Origin of the sequence: Streptomyces sp. WM4235 (genome assembly GCF_001279725.1) — a bacterium.
Taxonomy (GTDB): Bacteria; Actinomycetota; Actinomycetes; order Streptomycetales; family Streptomycetaceae; genus Streptomyces.
Genome location: NZ_LGDE01000125.1, coordinates 19,161 through 35,629 on the forward strand (window position 1 = coordinate 19,161; position 16,469 = coordinate 35,629).

19 protein-coding genes are annotated in these 16,469 nt (G+C 70.6%); 6 read left to right on the plus strand and 13 right to left on the minus strand.

All coding sequences use genetic code 11. The features are described from left to right. Window positions 1-170: 170 nt before the first annotated feature. Window positions 171-344, plus strand: a complete 174-nt coding sequence (locus tag ADK55_RS36310; protein ID WP_078998835.1) for a CsbD family protein — start codon at window positions 171-173, stop codon at window positions 342-344. A 162-nt stretch (window positions 345-506) separates the two neighbouring features. On the opposite strand, the gene ADK55_RS12390 is transcribed toward ADK55_RS36310, so the two are convergent. Further along, window positions 507-710: a cold-shock protein gene (locus tag ADK55_RS12390; protein ID WP_053678014.1), complete on the minus strand. Its 204-nt coding sequence runs from the start codon at window positions 708-710 to the stop codon at window positions 507-509. 385 nt (window positions 711-1,095) lie between these two features. Between ADK55_RS12390 and ADK55_RS12395 the strand changes: the two genes are divergently transcribed. Beyond that, complete coding sequence (locus ADK55_RS12395; protein ID WP_234350016.1) at window positions 1,096-1,650, plus strand: hypothetical protein; 555 nt, start codon at window positions 1,096-1,098, stop codon at window positions 1,648-1,650. A gap of 47 nt (window positions 1,651-1,697) precedes the next feature. On the opposite strand, the gene ADK55_RS12400 is transcribed toward ADK55_RS12395, so the two are convergent. Together ADK55_RS12400 and ADK55_RS12405 are read right to left on the minus strand one after the other, a co-directional pair. Continuing rightward, on the minus strand, window positions 1,698-1,919 hold the full coding sequence (locus ADK55_RS12400) for a ferredoxin (protein ID WP_053678127.1): 222 nt from the start codon (window positions 1,917-1,919) through the stop codon (window positions 1,698-1,700). A gap of 5 nt (window positions 1,920-1,924) precedes the next feature. Continuing rightward, window positions 1,925-3,124 carry a cytochrome P450 gene (locus ADK55_RS12405; RefSeq protein WP_053678129.1) on the minus strand — a complete coding sequence of 400 codons (1,200 nt, stop codon included), beginning with the start codon at window positions 3,122-3,124 and terminating at the stop codon, window positions 1,925-1,927. A gap of 173 nt (window positions 3,125-3,297) precedes the next feature. On the opposite strand from ADK55_RS12405, the gene ADK55_RS12410 reads away from it, so the two are divergent. Next, window positions 3,298-3,891, plus strand: a complete 594-nt coding sequence (locus ADK55_RS12410; protein ID WP_053678016.1) for a TetR/AcrR family transcriptional regulator — start codon at window positions 3,298-3,300, stop codon at window positions 3,889-3,891. A gap of 4 nt (window positions 3,892-3,895) precedes the next feature. Here ADK55_RS12410 and ADK55_RS12415 read toward each other — a convergent pair whose 3' ends face one another. Next, a complete protein-coding gene (locus ADK55_RS12415) occupies window positions 3,896-5,365 on the minus strand; it encodes an MFS transporter (RefSeq protein ID WP_053678018.1) in 1,470 nt (489 codons plus the stop codon). Window positions 5,366-5,425: 60 nt separating this feature from the next. On the opposite strand from ADK55_RS12415, the gene ADK55_RS12420 reads away from it, so the two are divergent. After that, window positions 5,426-5,893 carry a MarR family winged helix-turn-helix transcriptional regulator gene (locus ADK55_RS12420; RefSeq protein WP_053678020.1) on the plus strand — a complete coding sequence of 156 codons (468 nt, stop codon included), beginning with the start codon at window positions 5,426-5,428 and terminating at the stop codon, window positions 5,891-5,893. A 36-nt stretch (window positions 5,894-5,929) separates the two neighbouring features. Here the strand turns inward: ADK55_RS12420 and ADK55_RS12425 are convergent, their stop codons facing one another. The 5 genes from ADK55_RS12425 to ectA all read right to left on the minus strand — a co-directional run bounded on the left by ADK55_RS12425 (window position 5,930) and on the right by ectA (window position 10,709). Then, complete coding sequence (locus tag ADK55_RS12425) at window positions 5,930-7,207, minus strand: Nramp family divalent metal transporter (RefSeq protein ID WP_053678022.1); 1,278 nt, start codon at window positions 7,205-7,207, stop codon at window positions 5,930-5,932. 174 nt (window positions 7,208-7,381) lie between these two features. Continuing rightward, window positions 7,382-8,281, minus strand: coding sequence for an ectoine hydroxylase (thpD, locus tag ADK55_RS12430; RefSeq protein WP_053678024.1), 900 nt, complete (start codon window positions 8,279-8,281; stop codon window positions 7,382-7,384). Between the two features lie 31 nt (window positions 8,282-8,312). Next, window positions 8,313-8,717 carry an ectoine synthase gene (locus ADK55_RS12435; RefSeq protein ID WP_053678026.1) on the minus strand — a complete coding sequence of 135 codons (405 nt, stop codon included), beginning with the start codon at window positions 8,715-8,717 and terminating at the stop codon, window positions 8,313-8,315. Between the two features lie 39 nt (window positions 8,718-8,756). Then, window positions 8,757-10,025 (minus strand): diaminobutyrate--2-oxoglutarate transaminase, encoded by a 1,269-nt coding sequence (gene ectB / locus ADK55_RS39165; protein ID WP_053678028.1) that lies wholly within the window; start codon window positions 10,023-10,025, stop codon window positions 8,757-8,759. 132 nt (window positions 10,026-10,157) lie between these two features. Further along, window positions 10,158-10,709, minus strand: coding sequence for a diaminobutyrate acetyltransferase (ectA, locus tag ADK55_RS39170; RefSeq protein ID WP_053678030.1), 552 nt, complete (start codon window positions 10,707-10,709; stop codon window positions 10,158-10,160). A gap of 443 nt (window positions 10,710-11,152) precedes the next feature. On the opposite strand from ectA, the gene ADK55_RS12450 reads away from it, so the two are divergent. Beyond that, window positions 11,153-11,899: an alpha/beta fold hydrolase gene (locus tag ADK55_RS12450; RefSeq protein ID WP_053678032.1), complete on the plus strand. Its 747-nt coding sequence runs from the start codon at window positions 11,153-11,155 to the stop codon at window positions 11,897-11,899. Window positions 11,900-11,909: 10 nt separating this feature from the next. On the opposite strand, the gene ADK55_RS12455 is transcribed toward ADK55_RS12450, so the two are convergent. The 4 genes from ADK55_RS12455 to ADK55_RS12470 all read right to left on the minus strand — a co-directional run bounded on the left by ADK55_RS12455 (window position 11,910) and on the right by ADK55_RS12470 (window position 14,208). Then, a complete protein-coding gene (locus ADK55_RS12455; protein ID WP_053678034.1) occupies window positions 11,910-12,164 on the minus strand; it encodes a hypothetical protein in 255 nt (84 codons plus the stop codon). Further along, a complete protein-coding gene (locus ADK55_RS12460) occupies window positions 12,161-12,466 on the minus strand; it encodes a DUF6247 family protein (RefSeq protein WP_053678036.1) in 306 nt (101 codons plus the stop codon). The genes ADK55_RS12455 and ADK55_RS12460 overlap by 4 nt, the downstream gene beginning before the upstream one ends. A gap of 453 nt (window positions 12,467-12,919) precedes the next feature. Beyond that, window positions 12,920-13,234, minus strand: a complete 315-nt coding sequence (locus tag ADK55_RS12465) for a hypothetical protein (protein WP_159041366.1) — start codon at window positions 13,232-13,234, stop codon at window positions 12,920-12,922. Window positions 13,235-13,299: 65 nt separating this feature from the next. Continuing rightward, entirely contained in the window at window positions 13,300-14,208 is a 909-nt protein-coding gene (locus tag ADK55_RS12470; protein ID WP_078998837.1) for a YihY/virulence factor BrkB family protein, read from the minus strand. 223 nt (window positions 14,209-14,431) lie between these two features. On the opposite strand from ADK55_RS12470, the gene ADK55_RS12475 reads away from it, so the two are divergent. After that, window positions 14,432-16,435 (plus strand): CASTOR/POLLUX-related putative ion channel, encoded by a 2,004-nt coding sequence (locus ADK55_RS12475; protein ID WP_234350017.1) that lies wholly within the window; start codon window positions 14,432-14,434, stop codon window positions 16,433-16,435. The last annotated feature ends 34 nt before the right edge of the window (window positions 16,436-16,469 follow it).

The following is a 16,469-nucleotide window of genomic DNA, read 5'->3' on the forward strand; positions in this document are numbered from 1 at the left end:
CGACCATGCGCACAAAACTTATTTGTTTTTTATCGCCCCAGGCGGGAAGTCGATGTCGCCCCGCCGGCCGGCCCGCACGACCGCCGTTCACACCCACCCTGTTTGCGGGCCCGAGAACGGGTCATACGAACCGAGGCAAGAGACTTTCTCAATGTTTGGGAGTGATGGTTGTGTCGGCTGAAGAGAAGACCCAGGCCAAGACCGAGCAGGCCAAGGGCAAGGTCAACGAAGCCGCGGGCCGCACGGTCGGCAACGAGCGCCTCACCGCCGAAGGCCGCGCGGACCAGGCCAAGGGCGATGCCCGCGAGGCCAAGGAGAAGGTCAAGGACACCTTCAAGCACTGACCTCCTCGGAATACGAGAACGCCTGTGGGCGGCCCCGACTCGGTCGGGGCCGCCCACAGGCGTTTGCCCTGGCTGCGCGGAGCGCACGAAGGACATGAGAACGCGACGAGCCGGGGCCCGCACCCAAAGGGTGCGGGCCCCGGCCACGCGTGATCGCGAGCGTCAGGCCGTGACGATGTTCTCGGCCGTCGGGCCCTTCTGGCCCTGCGCGATGTCGAAGCTCACCTTCTGGCCTTCCTGGAGCTCACGGAAGCCCTGGGAGGCGATGTTCGAGTAGTGGGCGAACACGTCCGGTCCGCCACCCTCCTGCTCGATGAAGCCGAAGCCCTTTTCCGCGTTGAACCACTTCACGGTGCCATTTGCCATGTCAATCTCCTTCGGGGCACAGCCCAGAAATCCACACCATGTGGATTTCGAGTCGCCGCATGATCTTCCCGTCCGGAAAATGCCGGAAACACAAAAGCACCCTCACCGGCCGGAACGACCGGTGAGCGCACTCGAAGTTTGGGAACCACAACTGCAACTGAAATCACAGTAGCACGCTCGGACTGAAGAAAATCGGTCGAGAATCCCGGCCCTCCCGGGAGGAAAGAAACCCTCCCGGCGTCTTTCCCCTCTTTCTGTGTCCGCCGATACAGAAATACGACGTCGAGGCCCGACCGCGCGGCGCGCGCCGGCCGCGCCGGACACGGCACCGGTCCTCGCCACCACCTGCCGGTCGTGACGCCTCACCGCCCCTACGGTGTGCACCATGGCCCACGACGAGACCCCCGCGGCCGGGTCCCCCGCTCACGGTCCCGCACCCGACAAGGCCCTCGACGACGAACCGATGTTCGCCGCCGCGCGCCTCAAGGAGCGCCTGTACGCGACGATCACCATGATCTCGGTGGTGGTCGGGCTCGCCGGCTTCGGCCACACCGACACGGCCGAAGCGGCGGCCACGATCCTCACGACCGCCGTCGGCCTGTGGCTGGCCGCCCTGGTCGCGGACCAACAGGCCCACCGCGTCGTCCACGGCCGCTTCGCCACCGGCCGCGAGCTGCGCCACATGCTGTCCGTCAGCAGTCCCCTGCTGCTGTCCGCGGCGGGCCCCCTCACCCTGCTCGCCGTGGCGGCACTGACCGCGATCGACGTGGACACCGCCCTGTTGATCGCGGCCGGGGTGAACGTCGCCGGCCTGTTCACCTGGGGGTGTTACGGGGGCATCCGCATGGGGTCCGGTACCGTCCTCGCCGTACTGGCCGGGGTCGTGGACGCGGTCATCGGAACCGCGGTCGCCCTGGTCAAGGTCGCCGCCGGTCACTGACACTCCCCGCCCCGAGGCGGATGCCCACCGTGCGGCGGCGACACGCCCTACGGGCGCGGGGCGATCACCGTTCCCGCCTCGCGCACCGTGATGGCCTGAGCCGGGCAGATGTCCGCCGCGTCCAGCACCCGGGCGTCCTCGTCCGTCTCCGGCGTCCGCACCGAGGCGTGCTCGTCCTCCAGGGTGAACACCTCGGGGGCGACGGCGGCGCACATCCCCGAGCCCATGCACAGCTGCCGGTCCGCGCGTACGGTCCATTTCCCGGGCATGGCGCTCACCACCCGACCGGCATCACGCTCGGGCCCCTGACCAGCATCCGCGACTTCCACGTCACGTCACCCGCGAGGCGTAGGCCGGGGAATCGGGTGACGAGGGCGGCCAATGCCTCCTGGAGTTCGAGGCGGGCCAACGGGGCACCCAGGCAGTGGTGGACTCCGTGGCCGAAGCCGAGGTGTGGGGCGCCGTGGCGGGTGATGTCCAGGACGCCCGGGGCACTGAACCGCAGCGCGTCGCGGTTGGCGGCGCCGGTGGCGACCAGCACCGGCGTGCCGGCCCGCACCAGGGTGCCACCGACCTCCACGTCCTCGGTGGCGTAGCGCGGCTGACTGGCGCCACTGCCCAGCGGGACGAAGCGCAGCAGTTCCTCGACGGCGTCGGGGATGAGTTCGGGGCGTGATCGCAGCAGGGCGAGCTGGTCGGGGTGTTCCAGCAGGGTGAGGGTGAAGTTGGGGATCTGTGAGGCGGTGGTCTCGTGGCCCGCGACCAGGATGCCCACGCACAGGTCGACCAGTTCCAGCTCGGAGAGCCGATCGGATCCGTCGCGGGCCTCGATGAGGGCCGTCATCAGGTCGTCCTGCAGCCGGGTTCGGTGGTGGTGGATCAGGGTGCGCATGTAGTCGCGCAGTTCCTCGCGGTTGGCCTCGAACTCGGCGGCGCTGAGGGAGCTGGTCGAGAGGGCGGCATCGCTCCAGACGCGGAAGCGGGGTCGGTCCTCCTCGGGGACCCCGAGCATCCGGCAGATCACGGCGACGGGCAGGGGGAGCGCGAACCGGTCCACCAGGTCGGCGGGCGGGCCGGCCGCCTCCAGGTCGTCGAGGAGTCCCGAGGTGAGTTCGCGTACCCGGGGCCGGAGCTTCTCCACCTGGTGGACGGTGAACGCGCGGGCCACCAGGGAACGCAGTCGGGTGTGGTCGGGCGGGTCCATGGCGAGGATGCCGCTGTCGGAGCGCCCCTCGGACTGGCGGGGTTCGTCGTGGCGGGCACCCTCGGCGCGGCTGAAGCGCCGGTCTCCGAGCACGAGCCGGGCGTCGGCGTAGCGGGTGACCAGCCAGGCGCTCTCGCCGTAGGGAAGTTGGACGCGTAAGAGTCCGGGGCGCTCCCGGACCTGCTCGTAGGCGTCGGCGAGTCGGAGTCCCTCGGCGGAGTTGAAGGGGTAGGCCAGGGGCGCGGTGGTGTCGGTGTCCGGTGCGGGCATCTCGGCCTCCATATGTAAGCGACTGCTTACAAACGTAGGACGGTCCCTCCGGACGGTCAACGGGGCCTCGGCGTCGTTATCCTGACAGGCCGCCCACGAACGGCCGGCGCACGCGGAACGCGCCGGCGCGCGACGCGGAGCGAGGACGAGACGGCGGAGCGAGGACAGCGACGATGGACGAAGCCACGGGCCCGCGCGCGGGCGAGCGCCGCCGCGACGCCTCGGCCACCCGCCGCCGGATACTCGACGCGGCGCGCGACCTGTTCGCCGAGCGGGGCTACGAGCGGGCCACCGTCCGCGACATCGCGGAACTGGCCGGCTCGAACCAGGCGCTGCTGTTCCGCTACTTCGGCTCCAAGCAGGGGCTGCTCACCGAGGTGCTCGCGCGGGGCGGTCTGGAGCAGGTACGGGCCACCCCGCCGGAGGAACTGTTCGAGACCGCGCTGCGCTCCATGCTCACGAGCAGCGCGGCCGGCACGGGCGACCGTTCCCTGGAGGTGTACCTGCGGTCGGTGGGGCGCGGCGAGGACGCCGCCGGGACCCTGCGTGAGCTCGGCGAGGAGTACCAGCGGGCGTTGGCCTCGCTCTCCGGCGCGCCGGACGGCGCCCTGCGCGCCGATCTGGCGATGGCCTGGCTCCTGGGCATCGGCTTGATGCGGACGGTCGTCGCCCGCGAGCCGCTGGCGGGCGCCGACCCGGACGAGGTGTGCGCCCTCGTCCTCACCACCCTGCGGCACCTGTGGACGGCGCCCCCGGGCGAGACGTAGTCCGTCAGGGCGCGGGGACGGCGACGGCGGGTTCCTCGTGCTCTTCGACCTCCGGGCGCCCCTTCTTCGGAAGGAGCAACGTGACGGCCAGGAACGCCACCAACAGACAGGCCTGGGCAACCAGTGCGTGTCGGAAGCCGGTGGTGAAGTCACCGGTCCCGGCCCTGTCGAAGAAGAGCGATCCGAAGACGGCCACGCCGATCGAGCCGCCGAGCGACTGGACGGCCGACAGGACACCGGACGCGGAGCCGATCTCGTCGTCGTCCACCGCCGCCAGAATGAAGCTGAACAGGGCCGCGATCACCATGCCGGAGCCGATGCCCGCCACCGCCACGCCCGGGGCGATGTCCCCGAGCGAGAAGGTCTCCCCCACCCGCCCCAGCTCGTACCAGAGCAGGGCCGCTCCCCCGAGCTGCACGAGCGGGCCGACCTGCAGGACGGCCCTGCCGATCCGGTCCGCGAGGAAGGCGCCGCTGAGCGCGCCGCCGATGGCGGTGCCGACCGCCAGGGGAAGGTTGCCCAGCCCCGCCTCGCCCGCCGTGAACTGCTCTCCGATCTGGAGGTAGAGGGTCAGTACGAGCTGGGTGCCGACCAGTCCGGCGAAGAAGAGGGCGATGCCGCCGAGCCCGACGGTGAAGGCGGGCTTGCGCAGCAGCCCGGGCGTCACCAGCGGTTCGCGGCCGCCGACGGCCGCGCGCCGCTGCCGGCGGGCGAACAGGCCGAAGCAGAGCGCGGAGCCGGCCATCGAGAGCCAGGTCCACAGCGGCCAGCCGGCTTCCTGCCCCTGGTTGAGCGGGAGGACGAGGAGGGCGCAGGCCGTCACGATCAGTGCCGCGCCCACGGCGTCGACGGTGACGGCGAGATCGCCGGGCTTCCTCGGGACCACCTTGGCGGCGACGACGAGCGCCGCGATGCCGATGGGCAGGTTGACCAGGAACACCAGCCGCCAGCCGAGGCCGAGGAGGTCGGCCGAGATGAGCGCGCCGCCGAGGACCGGGCCGATGATGCCGCCCAGTCCCAGCACGGGCCCGAAGATGCCGAAGACCTTGGCGAGTTCGGCGCCCGAGAAGTTCTCCCGCAGGAGTCCGAGCCCTTGGGGCAGGAGCATGGCGCCGGCCGTGCCCTGGAGCAGGCGGAAGCAGATCAGCAGCTCGATGTCGGGTGCGAGGGCGCAGAGCAGGGAGGTCGCGGTGAAGGCTCCGAGGCCGATGAGGAACATGCGGCGCCGGCCGTACCGGTCGCCGAGGCGTCCGCCCAGGACGAGTCCGGCTCCCAGGGTGAGCGCGTACCCCCCGATCACCCATTGCAGGCCGGTGGAGGTGGCGCCGAGGGACTCCTCCAGAGCGGGCCCGGCCACGTTCACGATCGACGCGTCCAGCAGGTCCATGACCTCGGCGACGAGCATCACGGCCAGGATCATCCACCTCCACCGGTAGGGCGCGGCGGCCCCGCCCGCGGGTCGAGTGGCATCCATATTTACCTCTGATCCTTGATTACCAATATTCTTAGCAATATTCAGAGTATCGTTGGCCGCATGGATGTCAATGTCGATTCAGCCGCCGGGCCGGACGTGCACGCGAACACGCTCCGCGAGCAACTGCGGAACATGACCTTGCGCCAGCAGCGTTTCGAGAGGTACCTGGGGCGTGAGCTGCACACGGACTCGGCGGGGCTGACGGTCATGGGCCACCTCGTCAGCGTCGGCCCGACCTCACCCACCGACCTCGCCAGGGCGCTCGGCACCTCCACCGCGGCGATGACCCTGGTCATCGACCGGCTCGTCGCGGCCGGCCACGCCACCCGCCGCCCCCACCCCACGGACCGCCGCAAGGTGATCGTCACCCCCGCGGACGACTGGGAGGCCCGCTCCTACGCGTACGTCTCCCCGCTCATCCAGGGAGTCACCGCCGCGGCCACCAATCTCACGCCCGAGGAGCAGGTCACCGTGGCCGCCTTCCTGGAACGGATCATCGCCGCCTACGACCACGCGACGCACCCCTGAGAGCGACCACCGCCAATCCGCCGGTGGTCGGTGTGGCTACCAGGGCAGTTCTCGAACCTGCTGGACGCACAGCACCACGAACAGCAGGCCGGCGCCCGCGAGCATCGCGTTGCTCAGCGCGCCGTTTCGCCAATCGGCGGGCGTACGCGTCGAGTTGAGCAACCACAGCAGGGTGAGGGCCAGGAACGGCATGAAGAACGCGCCGATCACCCCGTACACGATGACGAGCCCGAAGGGCTGGTCGAGGAACAGCAGGCTGATGGGCGGGAAGGTCAGCCAGAGCAGGTACGCCCGGAAGGGCAAGGACTTCTCCCGGTCCGTTCCGGCCGGGACGAGGGAGGGCCGGTACTTGCTCGTGAAGTCGGCGAACATCAGGCTGACTCCGTGCCACACCCCGATCAGCGAGGTGAACGAGGTGGCGAAGAACCCCACCAGGAAGAGCTTGGCGGTGGCGCTCCCGTAGCGCTGTTCCAGGATGCGGCTGAGGTCCAGCAGCCCCTTGTCGCCCTTGGCGAGCGCGGCGCCGGAGGAGTACAGGAGCTCGGCGCCCACGAAGAGCATGGCCACGACGAAGATCCCGGTGGTGACGTAGGCGACGCGGTTGTCGAGCCGCATCACCTTCATCCAACCGGTGTCGGTCCACCCCTTGGCGTTGACCCAGTAGCCGTACGCGGCAAGTGTGATGGTGCCGCCGACGCCTCCGATCAGGCCGAGCGTGTAGATCAGCGAACCGTCCGGGAGGACGGGCACGAGGCCCGCGAGGGCCTCGTCGAGGTGGGGGGTGACCCGGATCGCGAGGTAGACCGTGACCAGGAACATCACGCCGACCAGGACGGTCATGACCTTCTCGAAGACGGCGTACCGGTTGAACCAGACGAAGACCAGTCCCACCAGGCCGCACAGCACGGCCCAGCCCTTGAGGTCCATGACGTCGGGGAACAGCGCGGCCAGCGGGAGGGCGCTGGACGACATCGCGGCGGCGCCGTAGACGAACCCCCAGACGACCACGTAGCCGACGAAGTAGACGGTGGTCCACGGTCCGAGACTGCGCCAGCCGTCGAAGAGGGTCCGACCGGTGGCCAGGTGCCAACGGCCCACCGCCTCGGCGAGGGAGACCTTGACCAGGCAGCCGATGACGGCCGCCCACAGCAGGGTGTAGCCGAACTTGCCGCCCGCGATGAGCGTCGCGACGAGATCACCGGCGCCGACACCCGTCGCCGCGACGACGATGCCGGGGCCGATGTGGCGCCAACTCGCCTTGCGTGGCGGACGGTCCTCGCCGTGCCGGGTTTCGATGCGCGTGCTGTCCGCCATGGGACCCAGCCTTCCCGTCGGCCTTCCGTGGCAACCCGTGCCACCAAAGCCGCTCGCCGGCGGTCGCGCAAGAGGGCGGGAGGGTGATGGACCCGCACGAGTGCGGGGAACACCGCGCCGAATGGCGACGGTGTTCCCCGTGAGGTCACACGTGCGGGCGGGCCCGCCGAGGGGTCAGCGCACCGGGACGACGTCCTGTGCGGCGATGAACTCGGGGCGGCGGACGGGCGCCGCGAAGGGCTCCTCCAGCGCGTTGTCCACGCTGTTGAACACGAAGAAGACGTTGCTGCGCGGGTAGGGCGTGATGTTGTCGCCGGAACCGTGCATCGCGTTGCAGTCGAACCAGGTGGCCGAGCCGGCCTGGCCGGTGAAGAGCCTGATGCCGCAGGCCTCCGAGAACTTCGAGAGCGCTTCCTGCGAGGGGATGCCCGCGTCCTGCATCTGCAAGGACCTCTTGTAGTTGTCCTTGGGGGTCTCGCCGGCGCAGCCGAGGAAGGTCCGGTGGGAGCCCGGCATGATCATGAGGCCGCCGTTGGTGGGGTAGTTCGGCGTCAGCGCGATCGACACCGAGACCGTTCGCATGCGCGGGAGCCCGTCCTCCGCGTGCCAGGTCTCGAAGTCGGAGTGCCAGTAGAAGCCGCGCGCGCCGAAGCCGGGCTTCACGTTGATCCGGGACTGGTGCACGTACACGTCCGACCCGAGGATCTGTCGGGCCACACCCACCACCCGTGGATCCGCGGCGAGTTGCGCGAAGGCCTTGCTGATGCGGTGCACCTCGAACACCGAGCGGACCTCGTCCGAGGCCGGCTCGATGATCGACCGCTCGTCCGCCCGGATCGCGGGGTCGGCGACGAGACGGTCCAGTTCGGTCCGGTAGACGTCGACTTCCTCGGGGGTGATCAGCTGGTCCACCGGGTGGAAGCCCTGTCGCTCGAAGCTTTCCAGCTCATGCCCCCACAGCGGCCCCGGCGTCCCGGGCGCCGACCAGACGACGGGGTCCTGACGGCCGATCAGCACCTCCTCGGATCCTCGGGTCGGATACGTGTCCGTGGTGCGCGCGGTTGTGGTGATCATGATGTTGCCTGCCTCTCCTCTCTACGTCTTCTCAGGCGCTGTGCGGCTCGGTGAGCAGCGGATAGACGCCGTTCTCGTCGTGGTCCTCGCGCCCGGTGACGGGCGGGTTGAAGACGCACAGACAGCGGAAGTCCCGTACGACCCGCAGGGTGTGCCGCTCGTGGCCGTCCAGCAGGTACATGGTTCCGGGCGTGATGAGGTACTTCTCGCCCGTCTCCTCGTCGGTGAGTTCGGCCTCGCCCTCGGTGCACACGACGGCCTCGACGTGGTTCGCGTACCACATCGACGTCTCGGTGCCCGCGTAGAGCACGGTCTCGTGCAGGGAGAAGCCGACGCGCTCGCGTGCGAGCACGATGCGCTTGCTCTCCCAGGTACCGGACGCGGCCTTCACATGCCGGTCGGTCCCCTCGATGTCCTTGAACGAACGGACGATCATTCTTCGTTCACCTCTCTTCACATGCGACGCGCGGGGTGGTCAGGCCGTCTCGCGGACGGAGCGCGTCAGGATTTCCAGACCCTCTTCCAGTTCGGCGGGGGTCAGCGTGAGCGGCGGCAGGAGCTTGACCACCTCGCTCTCGGGACCGGAGGTCTCGACGAGGAGGCCGTGCTCGTAGGCCTGCCGGCAGACGGCGGTCGCCCGGGTGCTGTCCTCGAACTCCAGGCCCCACACCATGCCCCTGCCCCGGTGGGTCGTTCCCGGACCCCCGTCCTCGGCGCAGATCTCACTCAGCGTCTGCTCGATCCGCGCGCCCTGGAGGAGGGTGCGGTCCCGCAGGCCGCCGTCGCGCCAGAACGTGTCCAGGGCGGCGGTGGCCGTGACGAACGCGGGGTTGTTGCCGCGGAAGGTGCCGTTGTGCTCGCCGGGCTCCCAGATGTCCAGCTCCGGCTTGAACAGGCAGAGCGACATGGGCAGCCCGTAGCCGCTGATGGACTTGGACAGCGTCACGATGTCCGGGGTGATGCCCGCCTCCTCGAAGGAGAAGAACTCGCCGGTGCGGCCGCAGCCCATCTGGACGTCGTCGACGATGAGCAGCATGTCGCGGCGCCGGCACAGGTCCGCCAGCTGTCGCAGCCACTCGGGGCGCGCGACGTTCACGCCGCCCTCGCCCTGGATGGTCTCCACGATCACGGCGGCGGGCTGGTTCAGCCCGGACCCCTGGTCCTCCAGCAGCCGTTCGAACCAGATGAAGTCCGGTGTCTGCCCGCCCAGGTAGTTGTCGAAGGGCATGGGCGTGGTGTGGACCAGGGGCACGCCGGCGCCGGCGCGCTTGAAGGCGTTGCCGGTCACGGCGAGCGAGCCGAGGGACATCCCGTGGAATGCGTTGGTGAAGGACACGACCGCCTCGCGTCCCTTGGCCTTCCGGGCGAGCTTCAGCGCGGCCTCGACGGCGTTGGTCCCCGTCGGCCCGGGAAACATGACCTTGTACGGGAGGGAGCGCGGGGCCAGGATCGTCGACTGGAAGGTCTCCAAGAAGTCCCGTTTCGCGGTGGTCGACATGTCCAGGGCGTGTGTGATGCCGTCCCGCTCGATGTAGTCCAGCAGGGCACGCTTCAGCACGGGATGGTTGTGTCCGTAGTTGAGCGATCCGGCTCCGGCGAAGAAGTCGAGGTATTCGCGCCCCCGCTCGTCGTACAGTCGGCTGCCGCTCGCCTTCTCGAAGACGGTCGGCCAGGCACGGCAGTAGCTGCGGACCTCGGACTCGACGGTCTCGAAAACACTCAGAAGCGGCTCGGTGATGGTCAACGAAATCTCCTTGTGAATGTGCGACGTGCGGCGTGCGGAGGTGCGACGTGGCGCGACGCGGCGACGGATCGGCGGCGCGGCCGGCCACGTGGGGGTGTCGTGGGACGGGGGAAGAACCGGGCCCGAGAAGGGTCAGAAGGCCAGCGGCCCGATGCGGTGCAGGACCTCGGGAGCGTGCGCGTCGGCCTCGGGGAAGTCACCGGGCGCGAAGAGGACCTCGCGGGTCAGCGGCGCGCCGTGGCGCGCGGCGTACGCGGCGAACAGTCGCTCCGAGGCGGCGTTGTCGGGCGTGATGGTCGTCTCGACGCAGCGCAGGGGCTGCTTCCTCGCCTCGCGGACGGACAGGCCGTCGAGCAGCGCCCCGGCCACGCCCCGGCCCCGCAGGGACTCGTCGACGGCGACCTGCCACACGAACAGGGTGTCGGGGGCCTCGGGCCGGCGGTATCCGCTGACGAACCCGACGGCCCGTCCGCTCTCGTCACGGGCGACCACCGAGGAGCCGGCGAAGTCACGGCACCACAGGAGGTAGCTGTACGAGGAGTTCAGGTCCAAGGTCTTCGAGTCACGAGCGATACGCCAGAGGGAAGCTCCGTCTTCCACGTCCGGGCTGTCGAGGCGCAACTCCCCGGGAAGTTCCAGGTAGCCGCTTCGGCTGCGGTCCAGGTCTGCATGTGCAGTGGTCATGCCGACGCAAGTTACCCAGCACGGGAAAAAAATGCATGGGTCCACAAGCTTCCGGATGGAGGGTCGGCATGTTATTGGTGCGGGCGCGGAGAGACCCTCGAATGTACCTCTCCGGCGATCTTCATATCGTGCCGAATCATGACATGTCACCCCAGCCGCACCGATTATAACGAGAATGTAACTTCTGAATTTCGCCTGCGCGTCGCGTGCGTGATCGTTACAATCCCGCAAACCTGCGACCGTTTCGGCCCCTGAGGGCTGGGCAAGACGGGCGGCGGAACGAACGTGGGGCACGGCGTGGGGCGGCACCGGCAGCGGTGCTGCGCGCACAGGCCAGAGGTCGGGCACTGACGGGGAAGAGGGCGCCGCCGGGCGCCCCTACCGTGCTGCTCGTCCCGCCGCGGCCCGCGCGGCCCTCCCCACCTCCCCCAGGAGACTCTTCCGTGAGCCCTCACACCCCGAACGCCCGGCCGACGACCCCGACCGTGGTCCTGGTCCACGGCGCGTTCGCCGACGCCGCCGGCTACGCGTCCGTCGTGCCCCTGTTGCTCGCCGACGGCCTGGACGTGGTGGTACCCGCGGTCCCCAACCGCAGCCTGATCGGGGACAGCGCGTACATCGCCTCGGTGGTACGCGCGATAGCCGGCCCCGTCGTCCTGGTGGGGCATTCCTACGGCGGTGCGGTCATCACCGTCGCGGGGGTCGAGGACAACGTGAAGGCCCTCGTCTACCTGGCGGGTTACGCCCTGGAGGAGAACGAGAGCCTGGCCGAGCTGCAGGGCCGGTTCCCCGATTCCGAGCTCGCCTCCGCCCTCGTGTACACCCCCTTCCCCCTCGACGGGTCGGACGGGACCGGAACCGACGTGTCGGTGGACGTCGACCGGTTCCCCCGGATCTTCGCCGACGACATCGACCCTGACCTGGCACGCGTCCTCGCCGTCTCACAGCGCCCGCTGGCCGCCCGGGCCTTCGCCGAGGCGGCTCCCGCGGCGGCCTGGAAGACCAGGCCCTCCTGGGGGCTGGTGGCGGGCGAGGACCGCACCATCAACCCCGACGTGGAACGTCACGGCTACGAGCGGGCCGGCATGACCACGGTCGAGATCCCCTCCTCGCACCTCGTGATGCTCGCCCATCCGCGCGAGGTCGCCTCGCTCATCCGCGAAGCCGTGGACGCCACCACCCGGGCGTGAGCCGGGGCGGTCAGCCGAGCCAGACGACGTCGATGACGTAGAGACGGCCGGCGGACCGGTTCACGAAGTACACCGCGGCCAGCTGCCCGATCGTCGCGGAGCGGACGTCCTCCCCCTCGGGGTCCCGGTTGTCGAAGGCCGGGAACGACCAGGGGTCGCGGGAGGCGATGTCGAGGACGTCACGGACGATCTCCACCGCGTACTCGGGAAGTCCCGCGAGCGCCTTCGCCGCGTGGGGGGACAGTCGTACCGGCCAACCGCTCACCGGCGGGGTCCGAAGAGGTCCTCGAGGGCGGTGCCGTCGGTGTCGTCCCTGTCCGAGGCCTGGAAGGCGTCGACGGCCGGGGCGGCGGTGAGGCGGACCTGCCAGGTGCGGACCACGTCGTGCAGCGGGGCGAGGCTGTAGCTGTGGCGGGCGTACTCCAGGGCCTGGGCCCAGTCCCGTTCGAAGGCGGGCTCCCAGCGCTCCGCGTTGCGGTCGGCTCGGATGCGGCCGAGCAGCTCGGCCGCCGCCGCGGGGGCGGGGGCCGGCGGCAGGGCGGGCGCGTACTCGGGCCGTGCGCTCATGCGTCCTCCAGAGGGTTCCGGCCGACACGCTAGCGAAGGCCTCCGCCCGCCGGTCTCCCTACCGTCGGACGTGGAGCGCCCGAGTACCGTCTGACGTGGGTGAACGCACCAGGGACGCACACGGCGGCCGATTCGGGGTACGTTCGTTGGTACGGGGTGCGGCCTTGGCCATCAGGGTCGCGACGGGGGCCGCACCCCGACACTCGTGAAAGCCGCGCCGGACGCCCCCGAGGCCGTGCCCGGGCGTGCGCGGGGGCACCGTTCCATCGCGGTCCACATGGGGGGCCGGGGCGCCCTGGCACGTGCCGAGCGCAGCCACCCGGCGGCCGGCATGTGGGAGACGGTCGCCGCGGGGCTCGACGACGACCCGGTGGTCGTCTCCCTGACGCCTCGCGGTCCGCCGGCGCACGCCGAAGACGGCCCCCAGGGCCCCGTCGGCCCCTCGCAGGGCCGTCAGACCGGTTGTCGCCGCGTCCCGCCACCGGGGGGCTGGGGTGCGGGATCGGCTCCGCGGAGGTGGAGGTCCCGGATCGTGGCGGCGATCTCGCGCTGGTGGTGGTCCCAGGAGACGAGCCGCTGCCAGAGGGGATCGGGTTCACCCGGTACGGTGGCGCCGCGCGCGGTCCACTCGTGGGCGAGTTCCTCGAACAGGGGCGCCCCTTCGGCGCCGGCACGGCTCGTCTGTCGGGGGACGAGGGTGGCCAGGACGCCGTCGTCCGCGCCGCGGTGCCGAGCCGTGCCGGTGGTCGTGGAGTGCTTCGGAGCCATGTCCACCCAAACGACGCGCCACCCGCACGGACACGACCGCGCCGGGCGCGGCGCGCCTCGGACGGTCAGGACGCGTCGGGATCCGGCCGCTGCCCGTCCCGGGCCAGGACCGCGTTGAACTGGGCGCCGGTGAGCAGCGCCAGGTTGGTGAACCAGAGCCAGATGAGGAAGACCACGATCCCGGCGAGCGAACCGTAGAGCCGGCTGTAGGTGCCGAACTCGGTGTAGAGCGTGAAGAGCGCCGAGGCGGCGAGCCAGAGGATGGCCGCCAGCGCGCCGCCCGGAAGGCCGCGGCGGGTTCCCCGGGCACGTGCCGGGCCGGTGCGGAAGAGGATGAGGATCAGCGAGACGGCGATGACGAGCAGGGTCGGCCAGCGCAGCACGGCCATGGTGTCCACGCCCTCGTATCCGGCGGCGGCCGCGACGCGGCGGGCGAAGGGGCCCGAGGCGACCAGACTGGCCGCGCCGGTCACCAGCAGGCCCAGCAGCAGCGCGGCGGTGAGGACGAGGACGTGGGCGGCGCGCAGGGGCGGTCGCGTGTCGGGGAGTCGGTACATCGCGTGCAGCGCGCGGCGGAAGACCGCGAGGTAACTGGAGGCCGACCACAGGGCGCTGACGATGCCACTGGCCAGCAGCAGCCACATGGAGGACGGGTTCGCGGTCAGGGAGTCGAGGACCTCGCGGAGCGTGGCCGCTGACTGGGGCGGGGCGTAGGAGGTGAGGTCGAGGATCAGGCGCTCGCGGGTGCCCGGGCCGGCCAGCCCCACCAGGGAGACCGAGACCAGCAGTGCGGGCACGAGGGCCAGTACCGCGTAGTAGGTGAGTGCGGCGGCGTAGTCGGCGACGTTGTCGTCCCACACGCGCACCGCGGTGTCGCGCAGGGCGGAGCGGGTGCGCACGGCGAGCGCGACGGCGCTGTTCCCCTGGATCGCGGGGGTGGTGCGGGGCGCGGTGGGGGAAGTGTTCGATGCCACGGGGCGCTCATGCCCGTCGTGGCCGTTCCTACGCGCCCCCGGCCCCGGCTGAGCACCGGGCCCGAACTCGAGATCGACACGTCACGCGATGGGCGGATTCCGTGCCGGCGCTCCGTTCGCGTCGAGCGGGCGCACTAGCCTGCATCCCGTACAAAACCACCGATGCCGGGCAGTCGTGAACGCGACGCGCACCCGGCACCGACAGCTGACCGAGGAACCCCGGTTGACAGGTCGCAGGACGACGGAACAACGCGCCGACCCCACCTGGCCGCGTACCCGCTATTGGTTCGACACCATCGTGGCGCGCGGGACCGCGCTGCTCATCGGCTGGCTCACCCTGCTGTGTCTGGTCATCGTGATCCCGGCCAGCGTCGCGCTGGTCTGGGCCGACCAGGACGCGCCGACGACGTGGTCCGGGCAGCTCGCCGCGGTCTGGGTGAGCGTCGGTCAGACCCTGAAGATCGGGGGCGCCGTCGGCAGCCCCCTGTACGTCGTCATCTCGGTCCTGCTGGCCCTGGTGGCGTTGTTGTTCGTCTCCACCCTCGTCAGCCTCATCACCACCGGCCTCAACGACAAGGTGCTGGCCCTGCGGCGCGGCCGGTCCACCGTCCTGGAGTCGGGGCACACCGTGCTGCTCGGTTGGTCGGACCAGGTCTTCCCGATCGTCTCCGAACTGACCGTCGCCAACTCCAATCAGCGCCGGGCCGTCATCGCCGTCCTGGGGCCGAAGGACAAGGCGGAGATGGAGGACGAGATCGACACCGCTCTCGGCCGCCTCGGTCACACCCGGCTGATCTGTCGCAACGGCGTGACCACCGATCCCGCGGTCGTCTCCCTGGTCAGCCCCGAGACGGCACGCGCCGTCCTCGTCCTGACCCACGAGGGCGAGGACGGAGACGCCCACGTGGTGAAGACGCTGCTGGCGCTGGAGGCGGCGGTGCGCGGGCGGGGCCGACCCTCCGTCGTCGCGGCGGTGCGCGACGGGCGCCACCAACGGGCGGCGGACCTGGCCGCGGGGGCCCACGGCCGGGTGCTGAACATCGAGGACATCACCGCCCGCCTCATCGCCCAGACCTCGTGCCGGCCCGGTCTCTCCCTCGTCTACCAGGAGCTGCTGGACTTCGGCGGCGACGAGATCTACATGATCGAGGAACCCGCCCTGGTCGGGCGCACCTTCGGTGACCTGCTGCTCGCCTACGACACCTCCAGCGTCATCGGCGTTCTGCGCGGGGCGGGCGGCGTCGAACTCAATCCGGCCTCCGACAGGGTGCTCGGGGCGGACGACCGGATCGTGTTGATCACCGAGGACGACGACACCGCGGCCAGGGCGGACCGGCCGCCCACCGTGGACGAGGAGGCGATCGTGGTGCCGCGCGCGCCGATGCCGCCCCCGGAGCGGTTCCTGCTGCTCGGGTGGAACCACCGTGCTCCGCTCGTCGTCGAGCAACTCGACCGGTGTGTCCCCGACGGTTCGGTCCTCGTGGTCGTGGCGGAGGGCGAGGGGCCGCTGGAGGACGCCGGTCGTTGCGCGCGGTCCCCGGGACGCCGCATGCGGGTGACCGTGCACAGCGGCGATGTCACGGACCCGCGGATCCTCGACGAGTCGGACGTGCTCTCGTTCGACAGGGTCATCGTCCTCGGGTACGACGACGTGTCCGCGGCGCCCGGGACCCTGGGCGGTGACGACAGGACCTTGGTGACCCTGCTCCACCTGCGCGCGCTGGAAGAGGCCTCCGGGCGTGAACTGGCCGTCGTGACCGAGATGACCGACGACCGCAACCGGTTGCTCGCTCCCGCCCGGGAGGGAGCCGACTTCATCGTCGGCGGCCGGCTCATCAGCCTGTTGATGACGCAGATCGCGGAGAACCCGGCCCTGGCCGACGTCTTCGACGACCTGTTCACGGTCGGCGGTGACACCCTCCATCTGAGGCCCGCGACGGGCTACGTGCTGCCCGACCGTTCGGTCACCTTCGCGACGGTGGTGGAGTCCGGCCTCAGGCAGGGGCACTGTGTCATCGGGTTCCGGCTCCACGAGGGCGGCGCGCGGGGCCCCTCGTACGGCGTCCGGATCAACCCGGACAAGCGGGAGCGGGTGCGGTTGGGTACGGAGGACTCGGTGATCGTGTTGGCACCGAAGCCGGTGGCCCCGAACACGGACGCCCTGTCGGGGAATCCGTTGCCCGAGAGTCGAAGCCGCGCCCCGTCCGAGGTGGAGGGTGTGGCGTGACCGGAAGCCGGCCCGCCCGCGGGCGGTGGTGGGT